Genomic DNA, 20,734 nt, shown 5'->3' on the forward strand with positions numbered 1-20,734 from the left:
GGCAGCCGCAAGGATTGTCGCGGCTGCGGGCCGACGGTGGCGAGGCCTAGTCCGGCCAGCGCAGCGCGCCCGCCGAATCCTTGCGCGCCGCTTTCATCGCATCCGCGGGACGCTCCGAGGCAGTCAGTACCGCGCGCAAGCACTCGGCCACGATCTCGGCCTCGCCGGGATGGAGATTGCAGGGGTCGAGGAAGAAATGGCCGCGTTCGACCTCGTGGTTGCGCACAATAACCGGCGGGGAGCCGGCGGCCAAAGCCGAGGCTAGGCCCGCGGCGGTGAAGCGGCTCTCCGGACGGACGAACACCTGCAGGCGGTCGAGCGGGTTGGCGGTTGGGTCGGGCACGATCTCAGCGCCAATGCCCGGAATGCCTTGCAGCGCATCCTTCCACAGATCGAGCGCTGCCTCTTCGCGCCGGCGGATGCCGGCATGGTCGCGCTTTTCCCAGGCGTCGAGCGCCGCCATGGTGCCGGCGATGCTTTCCTTCCCGACCTTCATGGCCCGGGCGACGCCGCGATTCTGCAGATAGGCGGCGCGCACCAGATCCTTGCGGCCGGTGACGATGCCGCTGGTCGGGCCACTCAGGAATTTGTGGCCGCTGTAGACGACGATGTCGGCGCCTTGCGCGAGAAATGTCCGCAGATCGTATTCCGAAGCGGCATCGACGATCACCGGCACATTCTTGGCGTGGCAGATCTCGCAGAACTCCTCCAGCGAAAGCATGCCGTACTGCACCGTGTGGTGGGCGACGACGTAAAGCGCGGCCGCCGTGCGCTCGTTGATCGCCTCGCGCACGTGGTAATCCTGCGTGACGCTGACGGTGCCCGCCGGAATGACCTTGGCGCCGGCCACGCGGATCGACTGATCGATCGGCGCGCCGTAATTGACGATATGGCCGAGCTGGATGACGACCTCCGATTTCAGCCCTTCGGTGTCGTCGGGCAGCCGTTCGATGGCCAGCAGGTTGGTGCCGGTCATCGCGCCGGCGATCGCCATTGTGATGCCTGAGGCGCAGCAGGCGGTGATGAAGCCGGCCTCGCTGCCGGTGAGACGGGCGACGACTGCGCTCGCGGCGCGCTGCAAATCGTCCATCTCCACCCATTGCGAGGCGATCTCGGCCATGGCGCTGATCGCTTCCGGGACGATGATGGAAGCGCCGAGCGTCGTCATCGTGCCCGAGACGTTGATGATCGGACGGAGTCCCAGCCGCTCGCGGATCGTAGTGTTGGAGCCGTTCTCGGAATAGGTTTTCATGGCAGCAGATCCCAGTGTCAGGCGGCGATCTCGACGACCGCTTCGATTTCGACGGTGATGTTTCCAGGCAGCGAGCCGACACCGATCGCCGAGCGCGCGTGGCCGCCGATCTTGTCGAAGACATCGGCGAAGAGATCGGAGCAGCCATTGACCACCTTCGGGTGATCGCTGAAGGTCGGCGTCGCATTGACGAAGCCGAGCAGCTTGACGACGCGCACGATGCGCCCGAGGTCGCCCGCCGCCGCGTGCATGACGGCAAGCAGGTTGAGGCCGGTGAGCCGGGCATGCTCATAGGCCTGTTCGACGGTGACGTCCTCGCCGACCTTGCCGGTGCAAAGCGTGCCATCGGCGCGCAGCGGCCCCTGGCCCGAGAGGAAGATCAGCCGGCCGCTCTCGGCATGAGTGACGAAGTTGGCGATGGGCGTTGGCGGCTCGGGCAGCGTCAGGCCGAGTTCGGCGAGCCGGGTGTAAGGCGTCATGGAAGAATGCTCCTTGGATGGCATTTGCCATCCGATGTCAGAATTGCGAGGCGCGGAAGCGCGCCAAAAAAGTCCGCAGGCGCTCGTTCGTGGTCTCCGCGGCAAGCACCTCCTTCGGCGGCCCGACGGCGCTGACGCCGCCGTCGGCCATGAAGACGATGCGGCTTGAGGCGTCGCGGGCGAAGGCCATCTCATGCGTCACCATCACCATGGTCATGCCGTCCTCGGCGAGGCTTTTCACCACGGCCAGAACCTCGCCGACGAGTTCCGGATCGAGGGCCGAGGTGATCTCGTCGAGCAGCAGGATCTTCGGCTCCATGGCGACGGCGCGGGCGATGCCGACACGCTGCTGCTGGCCGCCGGAAAGCTCGGCGGGCAGGCTGTCGGCCTTGTGGGCGAGACCGACACGACCCAGCCAGTGCTCGGCGATCGAGCGCGCCTCGCCGCTGCTCTTGCCGCGTACCTTGGTGAGGCCGAGCATGATGTTGCCGGCCGCCGTCAGATGCGGGAACAGGTTGAAGCCCTGGAACACCATGCCCGTCTCGGCGCGCATGGCGGCCAAGTCGCGCTCGCTGCGGCGCTGGCGCGCGCCGCCGTCGCGAAAACCGACCTCCTTGCCGTCGATGCGGATCGAGCCGCTGTCGTAGCTTTCGAGGAAGTTGACGCAGCGCAGCAGCGTGGTCTTGCCGCTGCCGGACGGTCCGATGATGGCGACCACCTCGCCCTTCGCCACCTTGAGGCTGACCGAGCGCAGCACCTCGACCGAGCCAAAGGATTTCGAGACCTCGGCGATATCGAGAAGCGCAGGGCTGTTATCGGAAGTGGTGGCCATTGTGCTATTCCCGGATGAAGGCAAAGCGCTGCTCCAGCCGTCGGCTGGCAAGCGAAAGCGCGTAGTTGACGCCGAAATAGAGAAGGGCGCCGAGGATATAGAGCGGCATCGCCTCATAGGTGCGGCCGATGACCTGGTTGATGGCCTGCATCAGATCGGTGATGCCGAGCAGCGAGACCAGCGCGCTGCCCTTGACCGCGTCGGTGACGCCGTTGATCCAAGGCGGCAGGAAGCGGCGGAAGGCCTGCGGGAAAATCACGTAGGTAAGGCGCTGGCGAAAGGTCAGGCCGATCGCCATCGCCGCTTCCGATTGGCCTTTCGGGATCGAGGCGACCGCGCCGCGCAGATATTCGACGACCTGCGCGGTCTTGAACAAGGTCAACGCCAGCACCGCCGCCCAGAAGGACTGGAGATGCACGCCGACGGCCGGCAGGCCGTAATAGACGAAGAAGATCAGCACCAGGATCGGGATGCCGCGGACGGTGTCGCTGAAGATCCGCACCGCCCAGCGCAAGGGTGCGGGCCCGTAGACGAGGCCGACGCCGAGGACAACGCCGGCGATCAGCGACAGCACCACGACGAGCAGCGACACCCAAAGCGTCAGCGCGAAGCCTTCGGCGAGGAACGGCAGGGCGTAGGCGATCTGGCCAAGCATCAGCGCGCCGTCCTATACCAGCGCTCGACCAGCCGGAGCGCGAAGAGCAGGGCGTAACCCGTCACCAGATACATCGCCGTCACCACCAGATAGACCTCGACGATGCGGAAGGTGTTGAAGTTGATCCATTGCGCGCCGTAGGTCAGCTCGGGCACCGAGATGACGGAAGCGACGGACGTGTCCTTGAACAGCGAGATGAAGGTGTTCGAAAGCGCCGGCAGGGTGATGCGCATCATCGTCGGCAGCCGCACATGGACCAGCCGCCGCCATGGCGTAAGGCCGATCGCCTTGCCGGCATCGATCTGGCCGCGCGGCACGGCTTCGAGGCCGGATCGGAACACTTCGACCAGATAGGCGCCGCTGTAGACGGCAAGCGTGGCGACGAAGGACGTCTGCGCGCTGTAGGCCAGGTCGATGACGGTCGGCAGACCGTAGAAGACCAGATAGACCAAGAGGATCAGCGGCACGTTGCGGATGAATTCGACGTAAGACGCGATAATGCCGCGCACGACGCGCCCGGCCGAGACATACCAGACGGCCAGTACCAGCCCGATGACAATGCCGATGGCGATCGAGATCACGGCAAGCTCGAGGCTGAGCAGCAGTCCGCCCCACAGCTTGTCGAAATGGCGCCAGATCAGGTTGAAATTGAGCGTATAGCCCATGCGTCCGTCTCAATGGCCTTGGTGACGATAAAGAATTCGCCACTGCAGGAACCCGTGTCGAGGAGAACAGGCGGAAGGGCGCTTGTTGCGTCCCTCCGCCGGCTAAAGTCAGACGGGCCTCGTCAGATGACCGGGAAGCCCGGATGGCGCGGCGGCGGCTCCTGGCCGAAATATTCCTTGAAGGCAGCGTCGTAGAGCGCCGTCTCGTGGCCGAACATGGCGATGGTGAAGGTCTGGTTCACGTAGGTCAGCCAGTCGAGGTCGCCCTGCCTGATGGCCGCGCCGTAAAGCATCGAATACCAGCTCTTGCCGGCGTCGAAATATTTGTCCGGGTTGCGCGAGGCGAGCCAGCGCACGGTGGAGAGGTCGACCGCGGCGGCGTCGACGCGCTTGGATTCCAGCGCCTGCAGCACGTTGGCCTGGGTGTCGATCTGCATCACCTGCGCCTGCGGCAGGGCAAAGTGCACCGAGTTTTCGGCATCGACATTCTGCAGGATCGAGATGCGCGTGGCCGAGCCGTTCGCCAGCAGCTTGTCGAAAGTCTTGTTCTCGGAGCCGGGCAGCGTCAGCAGCGCGACGCCTTCGACATAGTAGGGGCGCGAGAAGTGGATCAGCTGCGAGCGCTGCGCCGTCATGGTCATGAACTGGATGGTGATGTCGACCTTGTTGGTGGTCACGTTCGGAATGCGCTGCGCCGGATCCTGCATGACGAATTCGACCTTGGTCGGGTCATCGAAAAGGCCCTTGGCGAGGATGCGCCCCATGGTGATGTCCATGCCGACCAGCTCGCCGGCATCGTTCTCGAAATGCCACGGCGCGTTGGTGCTGCCGGTGCCTACGATCAGCTTGCCGCGATCGAGCGCGGTCCGCAGTACGCTGTCGGACGCGGCTTGCGCGGCGGCCTTCTCGGCGCTGACCGCGGTGAGCGCGCCGGCGGTGGCAAGTCCGGCCATTCCCAATTTCAGAAAATCACGTCTTCCGGATGTGTCGTTCACGGCGACCTCCTTTGGTGGTGTGTTCCCCATGAATACACGCGTCAGCAATCGATATACGATTGTCTCTTACAAGAGACGTATGTATCCTGTACAAGACAGATACTAACACCGGGAATCGACAATGCAAGATGGCGAAGCACTGACCGAGTGGCGGGCCGCAGGTTCGGACGAAGAGAGGCCCGCGAATTCTCGCGAAAAGGGTCTCAACCGCGCGCTGCACATTCTGGAGTTCCTGCATGCGAGGCAGCGCGCGATCGGCATCGGCGAGCTGGCCAAGGGGCTCAACGCCCCCCGCTCGACGACCTACACGCTCGTTCGCGAGCTGGTCGGTGCCGGTCTCCTGGAGATGGCCGGCGACGGCAACCGCGTCTATTTCGGCAAGAAGCTTTACCTCTACGGAATGGCCTATATGCGCGGCAACGACCTCCTCAGGCGCGGACGGCAGGAGGTCGACACGCTGTCGCGCGAGACCGGCGAGACCTCGGAGCTGTGCATGCTGCAGAGCGGCCGCTACACGATCGTCCATTCGAGCCCGGGCACCAGGCCGTTCCGCATCAGCTCGGCCACCGGCCTGCAGATCCCGCTGCCTTGGACCGCGTCGGGCCGGCTGCTGCTCGCCGGCCTGGAACGCAGCCGGATCGAGGCGATGATCTCCCCGGACGACCTCGTGCTGCCGGATGGCCGCAAGATCGAGCTCGACGACTTCATCGACGACATCGCAAAAGCCCGCGTCACCGGCTATTGCGTGACGTCGGGCCTTGTCGACGCCTATACCAAATGCTTGGCGGCGCCGGTCTTTTCAGCGCCCGGGAAGATCGAGGCGACGATGTGCCTGGTGGTTCCGATCGACACGTCGGAAGATCGGACAGGCGAGCTGGTCGCGCTGCTGCGTGACCGCGCCGCGCGGCTTTCGATCTCTTAGCCGTCGAGCGAAGGAAGCTGCCGGTCAGGCGATGATGTCGGGGATGATGCGGTCTTCCAGCGCCATCAGCCGGTCCTTCAGCATCAGCTTCTTCTTCTTCATGCGCTGGATCTGCAGCGGGTCGCAACCCATGGCGATCATCGCATTGATGGCGGCGTCGAAATCGGCGTGTTCCTGTTTGAGCCGGGAATATTCGAGGCGTATCTCAGCCTGTTCCTGTTCGGACATTATCTACCGTCTGCGTATGCGTCGCCCAGGGATGGGCCTTTGGGCGGGGCCGGTGGGGTTTGTGACCGGCGGGCCGCTGATATCACATTTCACATTGTCGTGGAATGCTACCACGCGGCATTCGACATCGAGATTGGTTGGTGGCAAACTGTCATCGTGCCGTCACAGTAGCGACCTGCGGTGGACGTGCCTGAGACGGCTGCAATCGAGGAATCCATGAAAGGGAGAACCAATCATGTCTCTTGCATCCCATCTTGATGAGCTGCAGCGGAAGCACGGCGACATCGAGCGCGAGCTTATCGACGCGATGAATCATCCTTCGGTAGACGACCTCGAGATCGCCACTCTGAAGCGGCGCAAGCTGGCAATCAAGGACGAGATTGAAAAGCTGAAGGCGAAACCGACGGCACACTGAAACTCCTCTAGGCAGCATAACCGCACCCGTCGGGTGCAACCCAACCGGTGGCAAGAATGCCGCCGGTCCGGTGAGTTTACGCTGAATTTCCCGAACTCTTCCCGGAATGCAACCGCAGCCCGATGTGGGCTGCTGAACCGCACGGCCGCCGCCGAAGGGGCAGCCGATTTGCGGACCGTGGCTGTCACCGGCCATTGACAAGCCATCTTTGCTCCGCCACCTCATGCCCGGAACTTCCAGATGAAGGCGGCCGGCATGACCGGATATTTTTCTTCTCCTTTCCCGCGGCGCGCATCGGTCGGCGTCGATGTCGGCGGCGTGATGGTCGGCGGCGGCGCGCCGGTCGTCGTGCAGTCGATGACCAACACCGATACCGCCGACATCGATCAAACCGTTGCCCAGGTGGCGGCGCTGCATCGCGCCGGCTCGGAGATCGTGCGCATCACCGTCGACCGCGACGAAAGCGCCGCCGCCGTGCCGCGCATCCGTGATCGGCTGGCCCGGCTCGGCGTCAACGTACCGCTGGTCGGCGACTTCCACTATATCGGTCACAAGCTGCTCGCCGATCACCCGGCCTGCGCCGAGGCGCTGGCGAAATACCGCATCAACCCCGGCAATGTCGGCTTCAAGGAAAAGAAGGACCGCCAGTTCGCCGCGATCGTCGAGATGGCGATCAGATACGACAAGCCGGTGCGCATAGGCGTCAACTGGGGCTCGCTCGACCAGGAGCTCTTGACCCGGCTGATGGATGACAACCAGGCCCAGGGCTCGCCGCTCACCGCCCAGGAAGTCACCCGCGAGGCGATCGTGCAGTCGGCGATCCTGTCGGCGGAGATGGCGGAAGAGATCGGGCTCGGCCGCGACAAGATCATCCTGTCGGCCAAGGTCAGCGGGGTCCAGGATCTGATCGCCGTCTATACCGAGCTTGCGACCCGCTCCAACCATGCGCTGCATCTCGGGCTGACCGAGGCCGGCATGGGCACCAAGGGCATCGTCGCTTCCTCAGCTGCCATGGGTATCCTTCTGCAGCAGGGCATCGGCGACACGATCCGCATCTCGCTGACGCCGGAGCCGAACGGCGACCGCACGCGCGAGGTGCAGGTGTCGCAGGAACTTTTGCAGACGATGGGCTTCCGGCAGTTCGTGCCGATCGTCGCGGCCTGCCCCGGCTGCGGCCGCACGACCTCCACCGTCTTCCAGGAACTGGCCCAGAGCATCCAGGCCGACATCCGCAAGAACATGCCGGTGTGGCGCGAGAAATATCCGGGCGTCGAGAACCTCAAGGTCGCGGTGATGGGCTGTATCGTCAACGGCCCCGGCGAATCCAAGCATGCCGACATCGGCATATCTTTGCCCGGAACCGGCGAGACGCCGACGGCGCCGGTGTTCATCGACGGCAAGAAGGCGGCGACGCTGCGTGGTCCCTCGATCGCGCAGGATTTCGAAAAGATGGTCGCCGACTATATCGAGCAGCGGTACGGACACGGCAAAGCCGCCGCGGAATAAGCCATGCAGCGCTTGCTCAGGACGGCACTGATCCTGATTTGCGCGCTGATCCCTGCCGGTCAGGCATTCGCCGATCCGCCGCAGTCGCGATCGGCCGCAAAACGGCTAATCAACCGCGTCTGTGATCTGATCGAAACTCAGGCCGAGCAAAATGGCCTGCCCAAGGATTTCTTCGCCCGGCTGATCTGGAAGGAGAGCCGCTTCGATCCGAACGCGGTGAGCCCCGTGGGCGCCGAAGGCATCGCCCAGTTCATGCCGGGCACCGCCAAGCTGCGCGGGCTTGCCGATCCCTTCGACATCGGGCAGGCGATCCCCGCCTCGGCCAAGTATCTTGCCGAGATGAAGGCGGGCTACGGCAATCTCGGCCTCGCGGCTGCCGCCTACAATGCGGGCGAGAACCGCGTGTCGCGCTGGCTGTCCTCCGGCGGCTTCCTGCCGATGGAGACCGAAAGCTATGTCTTCGACATCATGGGCGAGCCGGTCGACAAGTTCTCGGACACCGCCTATGCCGGCACTATCCGGCCGCTCGATGCGAAGATGAGCTTCGCGGTCGCCTGCCGCAGGCTACCGGTGATCATGTCGCAGACCGTCGCCATGGCCTCGATCAACGTCAAGCCATGGGGCGTCCAGGTGGCCGGCAATTTCCGCCGCTCCGCCGCAATCAGCCAGTGGTTGCGGGTTCGCGGCCGATTCCCTTCCCTGCTTGGCAGCCATGATCCTGTGGTCAGCCGCGTGCGCACGCCGATCGGCCGGCGCGGCATCTATGCGGTCAGGATCGGTGCCGACTCGCGCGCCGAGGCCAACGGCATCTGCAATAAGCTGCAAAGCGTCGGCGGGGCGTGCCTGGTTATGCGAAACCGGTAGCTCAAGCCGTCTTCGTCGCCACCGTCTCGCTGAGCCAGGTGCCGATCTTGGCGCCGAGGCGGTCCGGGGAGACCGGCTTCGGCAGGTAGTCATCCATGCCGGCCTCCATGCATTTTTCGCGGTCGCCCTTCAGCGCATGCGCGGTGACGCCGATGATCGGCGTATGGCTGCCGTTCTGCCCTTCGATGGCGCGGATGGCGCGCGTCGCCTCGTAACCGTTCATCTCCGGCATGGAGACGTCCATCAGCACCAGCCGGGGCCGCAGCGAGCGGTACATCTCGACCGCGGTGCGGCCGTTGCCGGCAATGCGATAGCTGAGGCCGAGGCCGTTGAGGATCTGTCCGAAGACCAATTGGTTCACGTCATTGTCCTCGGCGATCAGGATATCGATCGGACCGCCCGGCGCCGCCGCCGGTTCGGGCGCGAGGACCGGAACGGCTGGACCGCGGATGACGGTGAAGGGCGGCGGAGCTGACTGGACGACGACCGGCTCGCGCACGAAATGCGCCTTGCCGCCTTGCGTGCGCGCCTTCTGGATGGCGGAGATCACGGTGCCGAGCAGCACCGCCGAACGCGCCGGCTTGGTGAGATGCGCGACGATGCCGAAATCGATCACCAATCGGCCGAAATCGACCTGGTCGACCGAGGTGAGCAGCACGACCGGAATGGAAGACAGGCGGCTGTCGGCGGCAATCGCCTTGGCGACGTCGGCGCCGTTCATGCCGGGCATCTGGTAGTCAAGGATGATGCAGTCGACCGAAGCGCCGAGCTGGCAGGCGCGGTCGAGGAAGGCGAGGCCGACGGCGCCGCTTTCGGCCGCGGCGCAGTCGAAGCTCCAGCTGCGCAGCTGCTCGAGCAGGATCTCGCGATTGACCGGGTTGTCGTCGATGACCAGGACGCGGGCGCCGGTGACGTCGACCGGCACGATCTCGTCGCGCGCTTGCTGTTTGTGTGCCGGCAGCGGTACGGCGAACCAGAAGACCGAGCCGCGGCCGATCTCGCTCTCAACGCCGATCTTGCCGCCCATCAGGTCGACGAGGCGGGCGGAGATGGCAAGGCCGAGCCCGGTGCCTTCGTGACGACGGGTGGACGAGCCGTCGACCTGGGCGAATTTCTCGAACACGCTCTGCAGCTTTTCGGCGGGGATTCCGATGCCGGTGTCCTCGACGCGGACCTTGAGCTGGACGGTCCCATCGACCACATCGCCGCCGACATCGATCAGCACATGCCCCTTCTCGGTGAACTTCACCGCATTGCCGAGCAGGTTGGTAACGATCTGGCGGAAACGGCCGGCGTCGCCGACGACGAAGCCAGGCAGGCGCGGGTCGACGCGCACGATGAGCTCGAGGTTCTTTTCGGCAACGCGGGCCGAGACCAGCGTGGCCACGTCCTCGACCGCTTCGGCCAGGCGGAACGGGGCGGGGTCGAGCGTCAGCTGGCCGGCATTGATCTTCGAGAAATCGAGAATGTCGTTGATGATGGTGAGCAGCGCGTTGCCGGATTTGACGATGACGTCGGTGAAGGTCTTCTGGCGCGGCGTCAGCTCGGTCTTGGCGAGAAGCTCGGCCATGCCGAGCACGCCGTTCATCGGCGTGCGGATCTCATGGCTCATATTGGCGAGGAATTCCGATTTCGCCCGGTCGGCCGCCTCGGCCTTGAACAACGATGCGGCGGTTTCGGCGAAGGCGCGGCGGATCGCGTTCTCCATCGGCCGGAAGATCAGAACCGCGGCGATGGCGATGACGGCGATCAGCAGACCGCTCGCCCATAGGAGCAGCCGGTCGCTGGCGGCATCGGCGAGGCGCCGCTCGTCATCGAGCGCGGTGCGCACGCGCACCAGCATCGGCTGGGCGAAAAGATCGTTCTGGTTGCGGATCTCGCGGTAGCTCCATTCGTCGACTGTCTGGGCCACCGACATCAGGTTGAAATTGCGCACCATGTCGCGCGCCGACCAGAACAGATCGTCGTTCACCGAAGCGGATTCGAGCGCATTGAGCGTATTCTTCGACAGCCGCGGCCTGATCGCCGCGAGCTGCGCGTTCAGGATTTCGATCTCGCCCATCAGCCGTTCGGAATGGCCGCGCGCGGCTGCGGTCAGCCCATCGCGGGTCTCGGCCCGCCACACGGTTCCGGTCGTCTCGGCGAAATTGGTGGCGTTGCGCAGGTCGCGCGAGAAGATGACGAAATTGGCGCTCAAGGCATCGACCTCGTGGCGGTATGAGTTCACGCGGTTGAGCGCGAACATGACGGCCGCCGAGGCCAGGGCAAAGACGAGCAATCCCGAAATATAGCGGACCCGGATCGACCGGATGAAGGAGGAATACTCCGGCATGCGCAACCCCAACCCAAACGCACAATTTTAACGGTCGGGATTACGCTTGATTTACATTAAGATTTCGTTGGTGCGGCTGCCTGTCTTGCCTGCGCATTGAGGGCTCAGGGGAAGATTTAAGCTCGTCAATCCGTCGACAAGGGAAACTCGTTGGCGATGGTGACGTGGTGGTGAATGCGGCCCTCGAAATATCGGGACAGCACCGCTTCGGTCGCGGCGCGCGATTCGGCGCGGGCTGGGCTAGCGAGGGCCGCGTTTACCGCCGCCATGTCGCGGTAATTGATCGCCAGGATCATCGGGAATTCCGGCGCGCCGTCGTCGCGCTTCTCGGCAAAGCTGACGCGTACGTCGAGCGCGCCCGGGAACGCCTTCCATTTGGGCAGCACGGTCTCGATCACGTCCCTGCGGAACGCCTCCGTCTGACCGTCCTTCACCTTGCCCTCGAACAATGCGTAGCGCGTGATCATTTGTTGTCCTCCTCATCCTTGCGTCGGAAAAATTCCATCAAAGCGGCCTGGTCCTCGCCACCCAGTCCGGCGGCCGTCAGCAGGCGATGTACCTCGGCGCACAGCGCCGTCAGCGGCATTGCCGTATGCGTGCGCCGCGCCAGGTCCTGCGCAGCGTTGAGGTCCTTCACCATGTTGTCGATGCGGCCGGTGCGGCGGTAGTCGCGGGTGGCGAAGCGCGGCAGGTATTCCTGCAGGATGGCGCCGTCGGCGCGGCCGCCCTTCAGCGCCTGCGGAATCTTGAGCGCGTCGACACCGGCGTCCAGCGCCAGCCGGGTCGCTTCCGCCACAGCCATGAAATTCAGGGCGCAGAGCACCTGGTTGATCAGCTTGGTCGTCTGCCCCGCACCGGCCGGGCCCATATGCGTATAGTTGCTGGCGACCTGGTGGAGCACCTTGTGCGCGTCCGCCACATCTTCCGCCTTGCCGCCGGCCATCAGCGTCAGCTCGCCGACGAGGGCTTTCGGCGCCCCGCCCGAGAGCGGAGAGTCGACCCAGCGCAGACTCCTTTCGCCGGCGTCCGCCGCCAGCTGGCGCGTCGCGTCGGGGTCGATGGACGACATGTCGATGATCAGCGTGCCGGGCTTCGCGCCGGCGGCGACGCCGCCATCTCCGAACACGGCGCGGCGCACGATCGCCGCGGAATTGAGGCTGAGGATGACGAAGTCGGCCGCTGCGGCGGCCGCGGCCGCGCTGGCTGCGGCGCTGGCGCCCTTCGCAACCAGCGTTTCCACCTTGGCCGTGTCGAGATCAAACACGAAGAGCCGGTTGCCGGTAGCGAGCAGGCGATCGCCGATCGCTCCGCCCATGGCACCGGCACCGATTAGCGCGACTATGTTGGTCATGACGGTCGCTCCTCAAATCTGGACGTTATGTCCGCGACAATCTTTTCGAGCGGTGCGTCGATCGCCACCGCGATGGCATTCTCGTCCTTGCCTGGCACTTCCAACGTCGCGAACTGGCTGTCGAGCAGGCCGGTCGGCATGAAATGGCCGGTGCGCTCGCTCATGCGCCGGGAAATCAGTTCACGCGAACCATCGAGATAGATGAACAGCACCGGCGCGCGGGCCTGCTCGGTGATGAAATCGCGATAGGCGCGCTTCAGCGCCGAACAACCGACGATGACCGGTGCGGGCTGCAGCCTCAGCGTTCCGCCGACTTTCGCAAGCCATGGCCACCTGTCGGCGTCGTCAAGCGGAATGCCTGCGCTCATCTTGGCGATGTTGGCCCCGGGGTGCAGCTTGTCGCCTTCCACATACGTCGCGTGGATCGCACGGGCCAGCGCCTCGCCGACCGTCGTTTTGCCCGAACCGGTGACGCCCATGACGACCATGCGCGGCGGCAGGTCAGATCGAAGCTGTGATGCCGCCATCGACATAGAGGACATGTCCGTTGACAAAGGAGGAGGCGTCGGACGCCAGGAAGACGCAGGCGCCGACCAGTTCTTCGACCTTGCCCCAGCGGCCGGCCGGCGTGCGCTTTTCAAGCCAGGCGCTGAAGGCCGGGTCGGCGACGAGGGCCGCATTGAGCGGCGTGTCGAAATAACCGGGCGCGATGGCGTTGCATTGCAGGCCGTGCCTGGCCCAGTCGGTCGCCATGCCCTTGGTGAGATTGCCGACCGCGCCCTTGGTCGCCGTGTAGGGTGCGATACCCGGCCGCGCGAGCGCGGTCTGCACGCTGGCCATGTTGATGATCTTGCCGCGGCCGCGCCGGATCATGTGGCGCGCCACAGCCTGGCCGACATGGAAGACGCTGGCGACGTTGGTCTGCAGCAGGCGCTCGAACGCGTCGGCGGGAAAGTCCTCGAGCGGCGTACGGAACTGCATGCCGGCATTGTTGACGAGGATGTCGATCGCTCCTTGAGCCTGCTCGAACGCATCGATGGCGGCGCGTACCGCATCATGGTCGGTCGCATCGAAAGCGAGCGTCGCAGCGCCGGGGATTTGCGCGGCCGCAACGGCGAGTTTTGCTTCGTCGCGGCCGTTGAGGACCACTTTGGCCCCGGCACCGGCGAGCCCCTTTGCCAATGCAAAGCCGATGCCTTGCGAGGAGCCGGTGACGAGCGCGGTGTGCCCGGTGAGATCGAACAAGGTGGACGACATTTTCTCGATTGCCTCTCGTCGCTGTCCGCTTTATGTTATCGATAACATCAGCTGTCAAGTCAAGTGGAGCGAAAACCGATGCAGCGGCCCCATATCCTTCAGGTTGGACCTTATCCCGCGTGGGACGAGGTGCCGCTCAACGAAGCCTTCGTGGTGCATCGTTATTTCGCGGCCGAGGACAAGCCGTCCTTCCTCGCCGACGTCGGGCCGCAGGTCCGCGCCATCGCCACCCGCGGCGAACTCGGCGCGAACCGCGCCATGATCGAGGCGTGCCCGGCGCTCGAGGTCGTCTCCGTCTACGGCGTCGGCTTCGACGCGGTCGATCTGTCGGCGTGCCGGGAGCGCGGCGTGCGGGTCACCAATACGCCTGATGTGTTGACCAACGATGTCGCCGATCTCGGCATCGCCATGATGCTGTGCCTGTCGCGCGGCATGATCGGCGCCGAGCGCTGGGTGCGCGATGGCAGTTGGGCCTCTAAGGGCCTTTACCCGCTGAAGCGCCGGGTCTGGGGCCGGCGGGCCGGCGTGCTCGGCCTCGGCCGCATCGGCTATGAGGTGGCCAAGCGTCTGGCCGGCTTCGGCATGGACATCGCCTACAGCGACGTCGCGCCGAAGGATTTCGCTGCGGACTGGGAGTTCGTCGCCGATCCCGTCGCCCTGGCCGGCCGTTCGGATTTCCTGTTCGTGACGCTCGCAGCGTCGACCGCGACGCGCCACATCGTCAATGGCGAGGTAATCGCGGCGCTTGGCGAGGACGGCATGCTGATAAACATTTCGCGCGCCTCCAATATCGACGAGGATGCGCTGCTCGATGCGCTCGAGAGGAAGGCGCTCGGGTCTGCCGCGCTCGACGTTTTCGAGAGCGAGCCGAAGCTCAATCCGCGGTTCCTGGCGCTCGACAACGTCCTTTTGCAGCCGCACCATGCGTCGGGCACCATCGAGACGCGCAAGGCGATGGGCAAGCTGGTACGCGACAACCTTGCCGCTCATTTTGCTGGCCAGCCGTTGCTGACGCCGGTGCTGTGAAATTGTTTCAACGCAAGTTTTCACGCAAAGCCTGCCTGCACAGTTGAGGAGTTCGCCTGCCATGAAGTCGATCGTCATCCACGCCGCCAAAGACCTGCGCATCGAGGACCGTCCGGTCGAGGAGCCGGGGCCGGGCCAGGTGCTGTTGCGTCTCGCCGCCGGCGGCATCTGCGGCAGCGACCTGCACTACTACAATCACGGCGGCTTCGGAACGGTGCGCCTGAAGGAGCCGATGATCCTCGGCCACGAAGTCTCCGGCGTGATCGAGAGCCTCGGGCCGGGAGTGAATGGACTGCAGACGGGACAGCTTGTCGCCGTGTCTCCGTCGCGGCCCTGCTACAGCTGCCGCTATTGCCGCGAGGGCATGCACAACCAGTGCCTCAACATGCGCTTCTACGGCAGCGCCATGCCGTTCCCGCATATCCAGGGCGCGTTTCGTGAAATGCTGGTGGCGGACGCGATTCAGTGCATCCCGGCCGACGGGCTGACCGCCGGCGAGGCGGCGATGGCCGAACCGCTGGCGGTCTGTCTGCACGCGACGCGCCGGGCCGGAGAGATGCTGGGCAAACGCGTGCTGGTCACCGGCTGCGGCCCGATCGGCCTGCTGTCGATCATCAGCGCGCGCCGCGCGGGTGCCGCCGAGATCGTCGCCGTCGACATCACCGGTTTCACGCTGTCGATGGCCATGCGCGCCGGCGCCGACAAGACCATCAACACCCGAAGCGAGCCGGAAGGATTGGCGCCCTACCTTGCCGACAAGGGAACGTTCGACATCCTCTACGAATGTTCGGGCGCGGCGGCGGCGCTGGCGCAAGGCATCGCGGCGCTGCGTCCGCGCGGCACCATCGTCCAGCTCGGCCTCGGCGGCGCCGAGATGGCACTGCCGATGTCAACGGTGACCGCCAAGGAACTGTCGATCAACGGCTCGTTCCGCTTCCATCCCGAATTCGCCGTCGGCGTCGAGCTGATGCGCAAGGGGCTGATCGACGTGAAGCCGCTGATCACCCACTCGGTGCCGGTCGACGAGGCGCTTTCCGGCTTCGAGCTCGCCAACGACCGCAGCCAGGCGATGAAGGTCCAGATCGTGTTTGCGTGAGCTGCAACGGCGCGTTGCATTCCGCCGTGATATCGATAACGTACTGCCATGCAATCTTCGCCCAAACGGCCGACCATGGCCGATGTCGCGCATCGCGCCAACGTCTCGACGATGACCGTGTCGCGCGCTTTCAAGCGCGACGCTTCGGTCAGCGCCGATACGCGCGACCGTATCCTAAAGGCGGCTGAAGAGCTCGGCTATGTCTTCGACAGCACCGCCGCCAACCTGTCGTCGCGGCGGTCGGGGTTCGTGGCCGCGACGATCCCTTCGATCAACAACGCCAACTTCGCCGACACGGTGCGCGGGATGACCGAGGGCCTGCGCGACAGCGGGCGGGAGATCCTGCTCGGCTTCACCGACTATAATGTCGAGGAGGAGGAACGCCTGGTCGGGCAATTGCTGCAGCGGCGCCCGGAGGCGATCATCGTCACCGGCGGCCGGCACACGCCGCGCTGCCGCAAGCTGCTGGCCAATGCCGGCGTTCCGGTGGTGGAGACCTGGGATTTGCCGGCCGACCCCATCGGCCACGTCGTCGGCTTTTCCAATGCCGATGCCGGGCGGCTGATGGTGGATCATTTCGTCCAGCGCGGCTATTCGAGGCTGGGCTTTATCGGTGGCGACACCTCGCGGGACACCCGCGGCCTGGACCGCCGGCGCGGCTTCGTCGCGGCGCTGGAGGACCGCGGCCTCGACGCTTCGCGCGTGATTGCCTCCGGCGTGCCGCCGATCTCGATGCGCGAGGGCGCGACCGCAATGGTCGAGATGATCTCGCGCTGGCCGGATACACAAGCGGTGATGTGCGTGTCCGACCTCTCCGCCTTCGGCGCCCTGATGGAATGCGTTCGACGCGGCATCCGCGTGCCGGACGACGTGGCGATTGCCGGCTTCGGCGCCTATGATCTCGCCGAGCAGTCGGTGCCTTCGATCACCACGATCGACGTCGGCGCGCATGAGATCGGCATCCGCGTCGCCGAGCTGGTGCTCGACCTGCTCAACGGGCGGCGAGCGCTCGATGACCGCGTCGTAGTCGGCATGACGCCCAAGGTTGTTGTGCGACACACGGCCTGAAGCGTCGGAAAAAACGAACGGCCGGCGGGATGATCGCCGACCGCTCGCTGATCGTTCTGGATGGCGTCTATTTGCCCCAGATCTTCTTGTATTGGTCGCGGTAGCCGTTGCCCGGGTCGAAACGGTTGTCCGGGCCGCCGTCGAACTCGACATTGTCGGAAGTCACCACATGCAGCGGCGAGATGTAGCCCGACCATTTCTCGCCGGCCATGGCGCGGTTGAGCTCGTCGACAAGCTGCCAGCCCTGCAGGTTCAGCGGCTCGGCCACCGTCACCTTCTGGAACTGGCCGGAGCGGATGCGCTGGTAGGCCGATTCCGAACCGTCGCCCGCCGCGACGTTGATCGGCGCGTCGGTGCCGGACTTACCGGCCGCCGCCAGCGACGGGCCCATGAAGTCGAAATAGAGATCGTTGATCGCCAGCGAATGGGTCCAGGCGTCGCCGTATTTCTGCAGCAGCGAGGTGGTGAGCTGCGGCATGCGCTGCGAGGTCTCGGCGATCGGCGTGTCGACATATTCGAGCACCTTGCCGCCGAGATCCTCGATCTCCTTCTTCATCCGGTCCGCCTTGGCGATGGCGATCTGGTAGGTGGAATCGGTGAAGATGATGACGCCGGGCTTGCCCTTGGCATCGACGAAGGCCCAGTCGGCGGCCGCCTTCGACACTTCCATCGGGTCGGTCGAGACGTTGGCGACGATGCCGAGATCGTCGATCGGGCCGACCGTCGGCCCTGCATGCCATGCCGCCATCGGGATCTTGGCCGCCTTGGCCTGCTCCATCGCCGGCTTCTGCTCGACGGCGTCGAAGCCGTTGATGATGATGCCATCGGGATTGAGCGCCAGCGCCTGGCCGAAGGCAGCGGTGCGGCCGCCGATGGAGCCGGCGCCGTCAAGCGTCTTGACCGTCCAGCCCAGGGCGGCAGCGGCTTCCTCGACACCCTTGGTGACCCCGAGGATGCCGCCGTTCTTCATGTCGGCGCCAAGCACGACGATGGTCTTGCCGGCAGCCCCTTTCGGTCCCGTGGTCGGTCCGTCCCACTTCTCGACCTTGCTGGCATATTTATCCACCACCGCTTTGGCGTCGGCCATCGGGTCGGCCAGCGTCGGCGAGGCGATGCCAAGCGCCAGGCAGGCAATTCCGAGCTGTAGGACTGTTCTGCGCTGCATATCGTTTCTCCCATTAAGCATTGTCGGTTGTATTTGTTGATTGGCTGGTGGCTGGTCGGCTGGTGGGCGCGGATGCCGGCACCACCGCGCCGCGGCGCCGCTGCGCGTAGCCGGCAATGCCGATCGCGACGAGCAGGGTGACGCCGTTGAACAACGGCTCTACCCAGAACGACCCGCCGAACTGCTGGATGCCGGAAATGCCTACGGCGAGGATAACGACGCCGACGATCGTGCCCCAGACATTGACGCGGCCCGGCTTGATGGTGGTCGATCCGAGGAATGCGCCGACCAGGGCCGGCAGCAGGTATTCGAGGCCAACACTGGCCTGGCCGATCCTGAGCTTCGAGGCCAGCAGCACGCCGCCTAAGGCGGTGAGCGCGCCGGAGGCGACGAAGGCCCCCATGACGAATTTCTGCACCGGAATGCCGTTGAGCGCGGCCGCCTTCGGATTGGCGCCGATGGCGTAGAGGTAGCGGCCGAGCGGCATATATTCGAGCACCAGCCACATCACCAGCGCCAGCACGACGACGTAGTAGCCGGTGATCGGCAAGCCGAACAGCATGGTGCCGTTGAGGGAAAGGAAACCGTCGGGAAGCACGCCGACGACCTGGCGGCCGCCCGTGTACCACATTGCCAAAGCGTAGAGCACCGTGCCGGTGCCGAGTGTGGCGATGAAGGAATCGATGCGCGCCACCTCGACCAGCAGGCCGTTGATGAAGCCGGTGAGCACGCCGAGCAGGATGACGATGAGCACCGCGAGCGGCCAGGGCACGCCGAAGGCGGTTTGCAGGCTGATGGCAAGGATGTGCCAGAGCACGATGCCGTAGCCGACGGTGAGGTCGATGCGGCCCGAAGCCATCGGAATCATCGCCGCCAGCGACAAGAGCGCGATGATCGCCTTGTCGGAAACGATCGAGCGCAAATTGAGCAGCGTCGGGAACGTCCGCGGCAGGAACAGCGAGAAGAGCAGGATCAGGAGCAGCGTCAGGATCGGCAGGCCGTAGACCGGCAGATAGCGCGCCGCCTTCTGGCCGTAGCTCAGTCCGGCGAGCTCCGAACGGGTCGGCTCCAGCGCCGTCGATTTGATCGAGTTCATGGATCCTCCTCAGGCGGCTTCGGACACGGAAGCGGCGCTGATGAGCGCCGCCGTCGTCAAGGCATCGCCGGCGAGCTCGCGCACGATGCGATTGTGCGAGAAGACGAGCGCGCGGTGACAGATGTGGGCGACTTCCTCGAAATCGGTGGAGACGACGATCACTGCCAGCCCGGCTTCGACCGCGGCGGCGATCAGCCGATAGATCTCGGCCTTGGCGCCGACATCGACGCCCGCCGTCGGATCCTCGGCGATCAGAAGCTTACGGCCCGTCGCCAGCCAGCGGCCGACGACCACCTTCTGCTGGTTGCCGCCAGAGAGCGCCTCGATCGGCAGGTGCGGGTCATTGGGCCGCAGCCCCAGCCGCGCGCCGAGCTCCCGCGTCAGCTCGCTTTCCCGGGCCGGCTTCATAAAGGAGAACAGCCCGCGGCCGACGGCCGAGGGGTTGAGATACATGTTCTCGCGCACCGAGAGCGACAGCGCCACGGATTCCTCGGTGCGGTCGCGCGCAATCAGTCCGACGCCGGCGGCAAGAGCGGCGCCGACCGAGGACAGGTCGAGGCGCTTGCCGTCGAGCCAGGCCAAGCCGTCGAAAGCTTCGGCCCCAAACAGCGCGCGGCCGACGGCTTCCTGCCCGGCGCCCCGCAGACCGACCAGGCCAAGCAACTCGCCGGACCGTGCCTCGAAGCGAACCGGACCAACACTGCCGCAAGTGAGGTTTTCCACCCTGAGCCGCTCCGGCCCGTCCTGCCAATGCGACTTGGCAAACATCTGGTGCGCCGGCCGGCCGACGATGAGATCGACCAGTTCCTGCGGCGTGGTCTCGGCCACCGGCTTGACGGCGACCATGCGGCCGTCGCGCATGACGGCGACGCGGTCGGCGATGCGGAACACCTCGTCCAGCCGGTGCGAGACATAGATCATGCCGACGCCGCGCTCGCGCAGCGGCCGCAGCGCCTCGAACAGGCGCTCGACCTCGTCCGCCGGCAGGCTCGCCGTCGGCTCGTCGAGAACCAAGACGTCGGCCTCGGTGGCCAAAGCCCGGGCAATCGCCACCAGAGACTTTTCGGTGCGCGAGAGGTCCTGCACTCGCGTCGCCGGATCGAAGGCACAGCCGACCAGCGCCAGCGCGCGCTCGGCGCGGCGCTCGGTGTCTTGCCAGTCGATCAGGCTGATGCGGCGCGAAAAGCCCTGCGCCATGCCGACATTCTCGGCCACGGTCATCCATTCGATCAAGCCGAGGTCCTGATGGATAAAGGCGACCTTCTGCGGCTGATTGGGGCGGGGCGGGCGATGGTGATAATCCTCGCCGCGAAAGCGGATCGTGCCCTGGTCGCGCTTGTGGATGCCGGCGAGCGTCTTGATCAGCGTGGATTTGCCGGCGCCGTTCTCGCCGAGCAGCGCGACGATCTCGCCCTCATGGATGTCGAGCGAGACCGACTTCAGCGCCAGGGTGCCGCCGAAGCGCTTGGAGATGTCGATGAATTCGATGAGCCTGGGCCGCATTATTTGGCCTCCTCCCAAGCCAAGCAA

General features: G+C 65.3%; 22 protein-coding genes. 7 read left to right on the top strand and 15 right to left on the bottom strand.

Annotation, left to right across the window (positions count from 1 at the left end):
• Window positions 1-46: 46 nt before the first annotated feature.
• The 6 genes from A9K71_RS24025 to A9K71_RS24050 all read right to left on the bottom strand — a co-directional run bounded on the left by A9K71_RS24025 (window position 47) and on the right by A9K71_RS24050 (window position 4,836).
• The gene (locus tag A9K71_RS24025) at window positions 47-1,252 is read right to left on the bottom strand and encodes an aminotransferase class V-fold PLP-dependent enzyme (protein WP_067001931.1); all 1,206 of its coding nucleotides are present in this window, start codon (window positions 1,250-1,252) and stop codon (window positions 47-49) included.
• A gap of 17 nt (window positions 1,253-1,269) precedes the next feature.
• The gene (locus tag A9K71_RS24030) at window positions 1,270-1,731 is read right to left on the bottom strand and encodes a RidA family protein (RefSeq protein ID WP_067001934.1); all 462 of its coding nucleotides are present in this window, start codon (window positions 1,729-1,731) and stop codon (window positions 1,270-1,272) included.
• Window positions 1,732-1,768: 37 nt separating this feature from the next.
• Complete coding sequence (locus A9K71_RS24035) at window positions 1,769-2,563, bottom strand: amino acid ABC transporter ATP-binding protein (RefSeq protein ID WP_067001938.1); 795 nt, start codon at window positions 2,561-2,563, stop codon at window positions 1,769-1,771.
• A gap of 4 nt (window positions 2,564-2,567) precedes the next feature.
• Window positions 2,568-3,218 (bottom strand): amino acid ABC transporter permease, encoded by a 651-nt coding sequence (locus A9K71_RS24040; protein ID WP_067001941.1) that lies wholly within the window; start codon window positions 3,216-3,218, stop codon window positions 2,568-2,570.
• Entirely contained in the window at window positions 3,218-3,883 is a 666-nt protein-coding gene (locus A9K71_RS24045) for an amino acid ABC transporter permease (RefSeq protein ID WP_067001944.1), read from the bottom strand. The genes A9K71_RS24040 and A9K71_RS24045 overlap by 1 nt, the downstream gene beginning before the upstream one ends.
• Before the next feature lie 122 nt (window positions 3,884-4,005).
• Window positions 4,006-4,836 (bottom strand): transporter substrate-binding domain-containing protein, encoded by an 831-nt coding sequence (locus A9K71_RS24050; protein WP_197504271.1) that lies wholly within the window; start codon window positions 4,834-4,836, stop codon window positions 4,006-4,008.
• Window positions 4,837-4,999: 163 nt separating this feature from the next.
• Here A9K71_RS24050 and A9K71_RS24055 point away from each other — a divergent pair, with 163 nt between their 5' ends.
• Entirely contained in the window at window positions 5,000-5,800 is an 801-nt protein-coding gene (locus A9K71_RS24055; RefSeq protein ID WP_067001948.1) for an IclR family transcriptional regulator, read from the top strand.
• 24 nt (window positions 5,801-5,824) lie between these two features.
• Here the strand turns inward: A9K71_RS24055 and A9K71_RS24060 are convergent, their stop codons facing one another.
• On the bottom strand, window positions 5,825-6,028 hold the full coding sequence (locus A9K71_RS24060) for a DUF465 domain-containing protein (RefSeq protein WP_067001951.1): 204 nt from the start codon (window positions 6,026-6,028) through the stop codon (window positions 5,825-5,827).
• Window positions 6,029-6,263: 235 nt separating this feature from the next.
• Between A9K71_RS24060 and A9K71_RS24065 the strand changes: the two genes are divergently transcribed.
• From A9K71_RS24065 to A9K71_RS24075, 3 genes are all read left to right on the top strand, one after another.
• Entirely contained in the window at window positions 6,264-6,443 is a 180-nt protein-coding gene (locus A9K71_RS24065) for a YdcH family protein (RefSeq protein WP_040998838.1), read from the top strand.
• A gap of 255 nt (window positions 6,444-6,698) precedes the next feature.
• Entirely contained in the window at window positions 6,699-7,949 is a 1,251-nt protein-coding gene (gene ispG / locus A9K71_RS24070) for a flavodoxin-dependent (E)-4-hydroxy-3-methylbut-2-enyl-diphosphate synthase (RefSeq protein ID WP_067002210.1), read from the top strand.
• Window positions 7,950-7,952: 3 nt separating this feature from the next.
• Window positions 7,953-8,813: a lytic transglycosylase domain-containing protein gene (locus tag A9K71_RS24075; protein ID WP_067001953.1), complete on the top strand. Its 861-nt coding sequence runs from the start codon at window positions 7,953-7,955 to the stop codon at window positions 8,811-8,813.
• Window position 8,814: 1 nt separating this feature from the next.
• Here the strand turns inward: A9K71_RS24075 and A9K71_RS24080 are convergent, their stop codons facing one another.
• The 5 genes from A9K71_RS24080 to A9K71_RS24100 form a co-directional block, all read right to left on the bottom strand.
• Window positions 8,815-11,145, bottom strand: coding sequence for a response regulator (locus A9K71_RS24080; protein ID WP_067001956.1), 2,331 nt, complete (start codon window positions 11,143-11,145; stop codon window positions 8,815-8,817).
• A 125-nt stretch (window positions 11,146-11,270) separates the two neighbouring features.
• Window positions 11,271-11,612 (bottom strand): hypothetical protein, encoded by a 342-nt coding sequence (locus A9K71_RS24085; RefSeq protein WP_067001972.1) that lies wholly within the window; start codon window positions 11,610-11,612, stop codon window positions 11,271-11,273.
• Entirely contained in the window at window positions 11,609-12,496 is an 888-nt protein-coding gene (locus A9K71_RS24090; RefSeq protein WP_067001975.1) for an NAD(P)-dependent oxidoreductase, read from the bottom strand. Before A9K71_RS24090 ends, A9K71_RS24085 begins: the two co-directional genes overlap by 4 nt.
• A complete protein-coding gene (locus tag A9K71_RS24095; protein WP_082980674.1) occupies window positions 12,493-13,029 on the bottom strand; it encodes a gluconokinase in 537 nt (178 codons plus the stop codon). Before A9K71_RS24095 ends, A9K71_RS24090 begins: the two co-directional genes overlap by 4 nt.
• A complete protein-coding gene (locus tag A9K71_RS24100; RefSeq protein WP_067001981.1) occupies window positions 12,998-13,753 on the bottom strand; it encodes an SDR family oxidoreductase in 756 nt (251 codons plus the stop codon). The genes A9K71_RS24095 and A9K71_RS24100 overlap by 32 nt, the downstream gene beginning before the upstream one ends.
• Window positions 13,754-13,831: 78 nt before the next feature.
• On the opposite strand from A9K71_RS24100, the gene A9K71_RS24105 reads away from it, so the two are divergent.
• From A9K71_RS24105 to A9K71_RS24115, 3 genes are all read left to right on the top strand, one after another.
• Window positions 13,832-14,779, top strand: coding sequence for a 2-hydroxyacid dehydrogenase (locus A9K71_RS24105; RefSeq protein ID WP_067001984.1), 948 nt, complete (start codon window positions 13,832-13,834; stop codon window positions 14,777-14,779).
• Window positions 14,780-14,840: 61 nt separating this feature from the next.
• Complete coding sequence (locus A9K71_RS24110) at window positions 14,841-15,875, top strand: L-idonate 5-dehydrogenase (RefSeq protein WP_067001987.1); 1,035 nt, start codon at window positions 14,841-14,843, stop codon at window positions 15,873-15,875.
• Window positions 15,876-15,923: 48 nt separating this feature from the next.
• Window positions 15,924-16,943 carry a LacI family DNA-binding transcriptional regulator gene (locus A9K71_RS24115; RefSeq protein WP_067001990.1) on the top strand — a complete coding sequence of 340 codons (1,020 nt, stop codon included), beginning with the start codon at window positions 15,924-15,926 and terminating at the stop codon, window positions 16,941-16,943.
• Window positions 16,944-17,010: 67 nt separating this feature from the next.
• Here the strand turns inward: A9K71_RS24115 and A9K71_RS24120 are convergent, their stop codons facing one another.
• Genes A9K71_RS24120 through A9K71_RS24130 form a run of 3 tightly spaced genes read right to left on the bottom strand, consistent with a single transcriptional unit; the run spans window position 17,011 to window position 20,710 of the window.
• Complete coding sequence (locus A9K71_RS24120) at window positions 17,011-18,108, bottom strand: substrate-binding domain-containing protein (RefSeq protein WP_067001993.1); 1,098 nt, start codon at window positions 18,106-18,108, stop codon at window positions 17,011-17,013.
• A 13-nt stretch (window positions 18,109-18,121) separates the two neighbouring features.
• Window positions 18,122-19,204: an ABC transporter permease gene (locus A9K71_RS24125; RefSeq protein WP_067001996.1), complete on the bottom strand. Its 1,083-nt coding sequence runs from the start codon at window positions 19,202-19,204 to the stop codon at window positions 18,122-18,124.
• A gap of 9 nt (window positions 19,205-19,213) precedes the next feature.
• Window positions 19,214-20,710 carry a sugar ABC transporter ATP-binding protein gene (locus tag A9K71_RS24130; protein WP_156752758.1) on the bottom strand — a complete coding sequence of 499 codons (1,497 nt, stop codon included), beginning with the start codon at window positions 20,708-20,710 and terminating at the stop codon, window positions 19,214-19,216.
• Window positions 20,711-20,734: the final 24 nt, after the last annotated feature.

This window comes from Mesorhizobium sp. WSM3873 (assembly GCF_001672445.1).
In the GTDB taxonomy this organism is placed as follows: domain Bacteria; phylum Pseudomonadota; class Alphaproteobacteria; order Rhizobiales; family Rhizobiaceae; genus Mesorhizobium.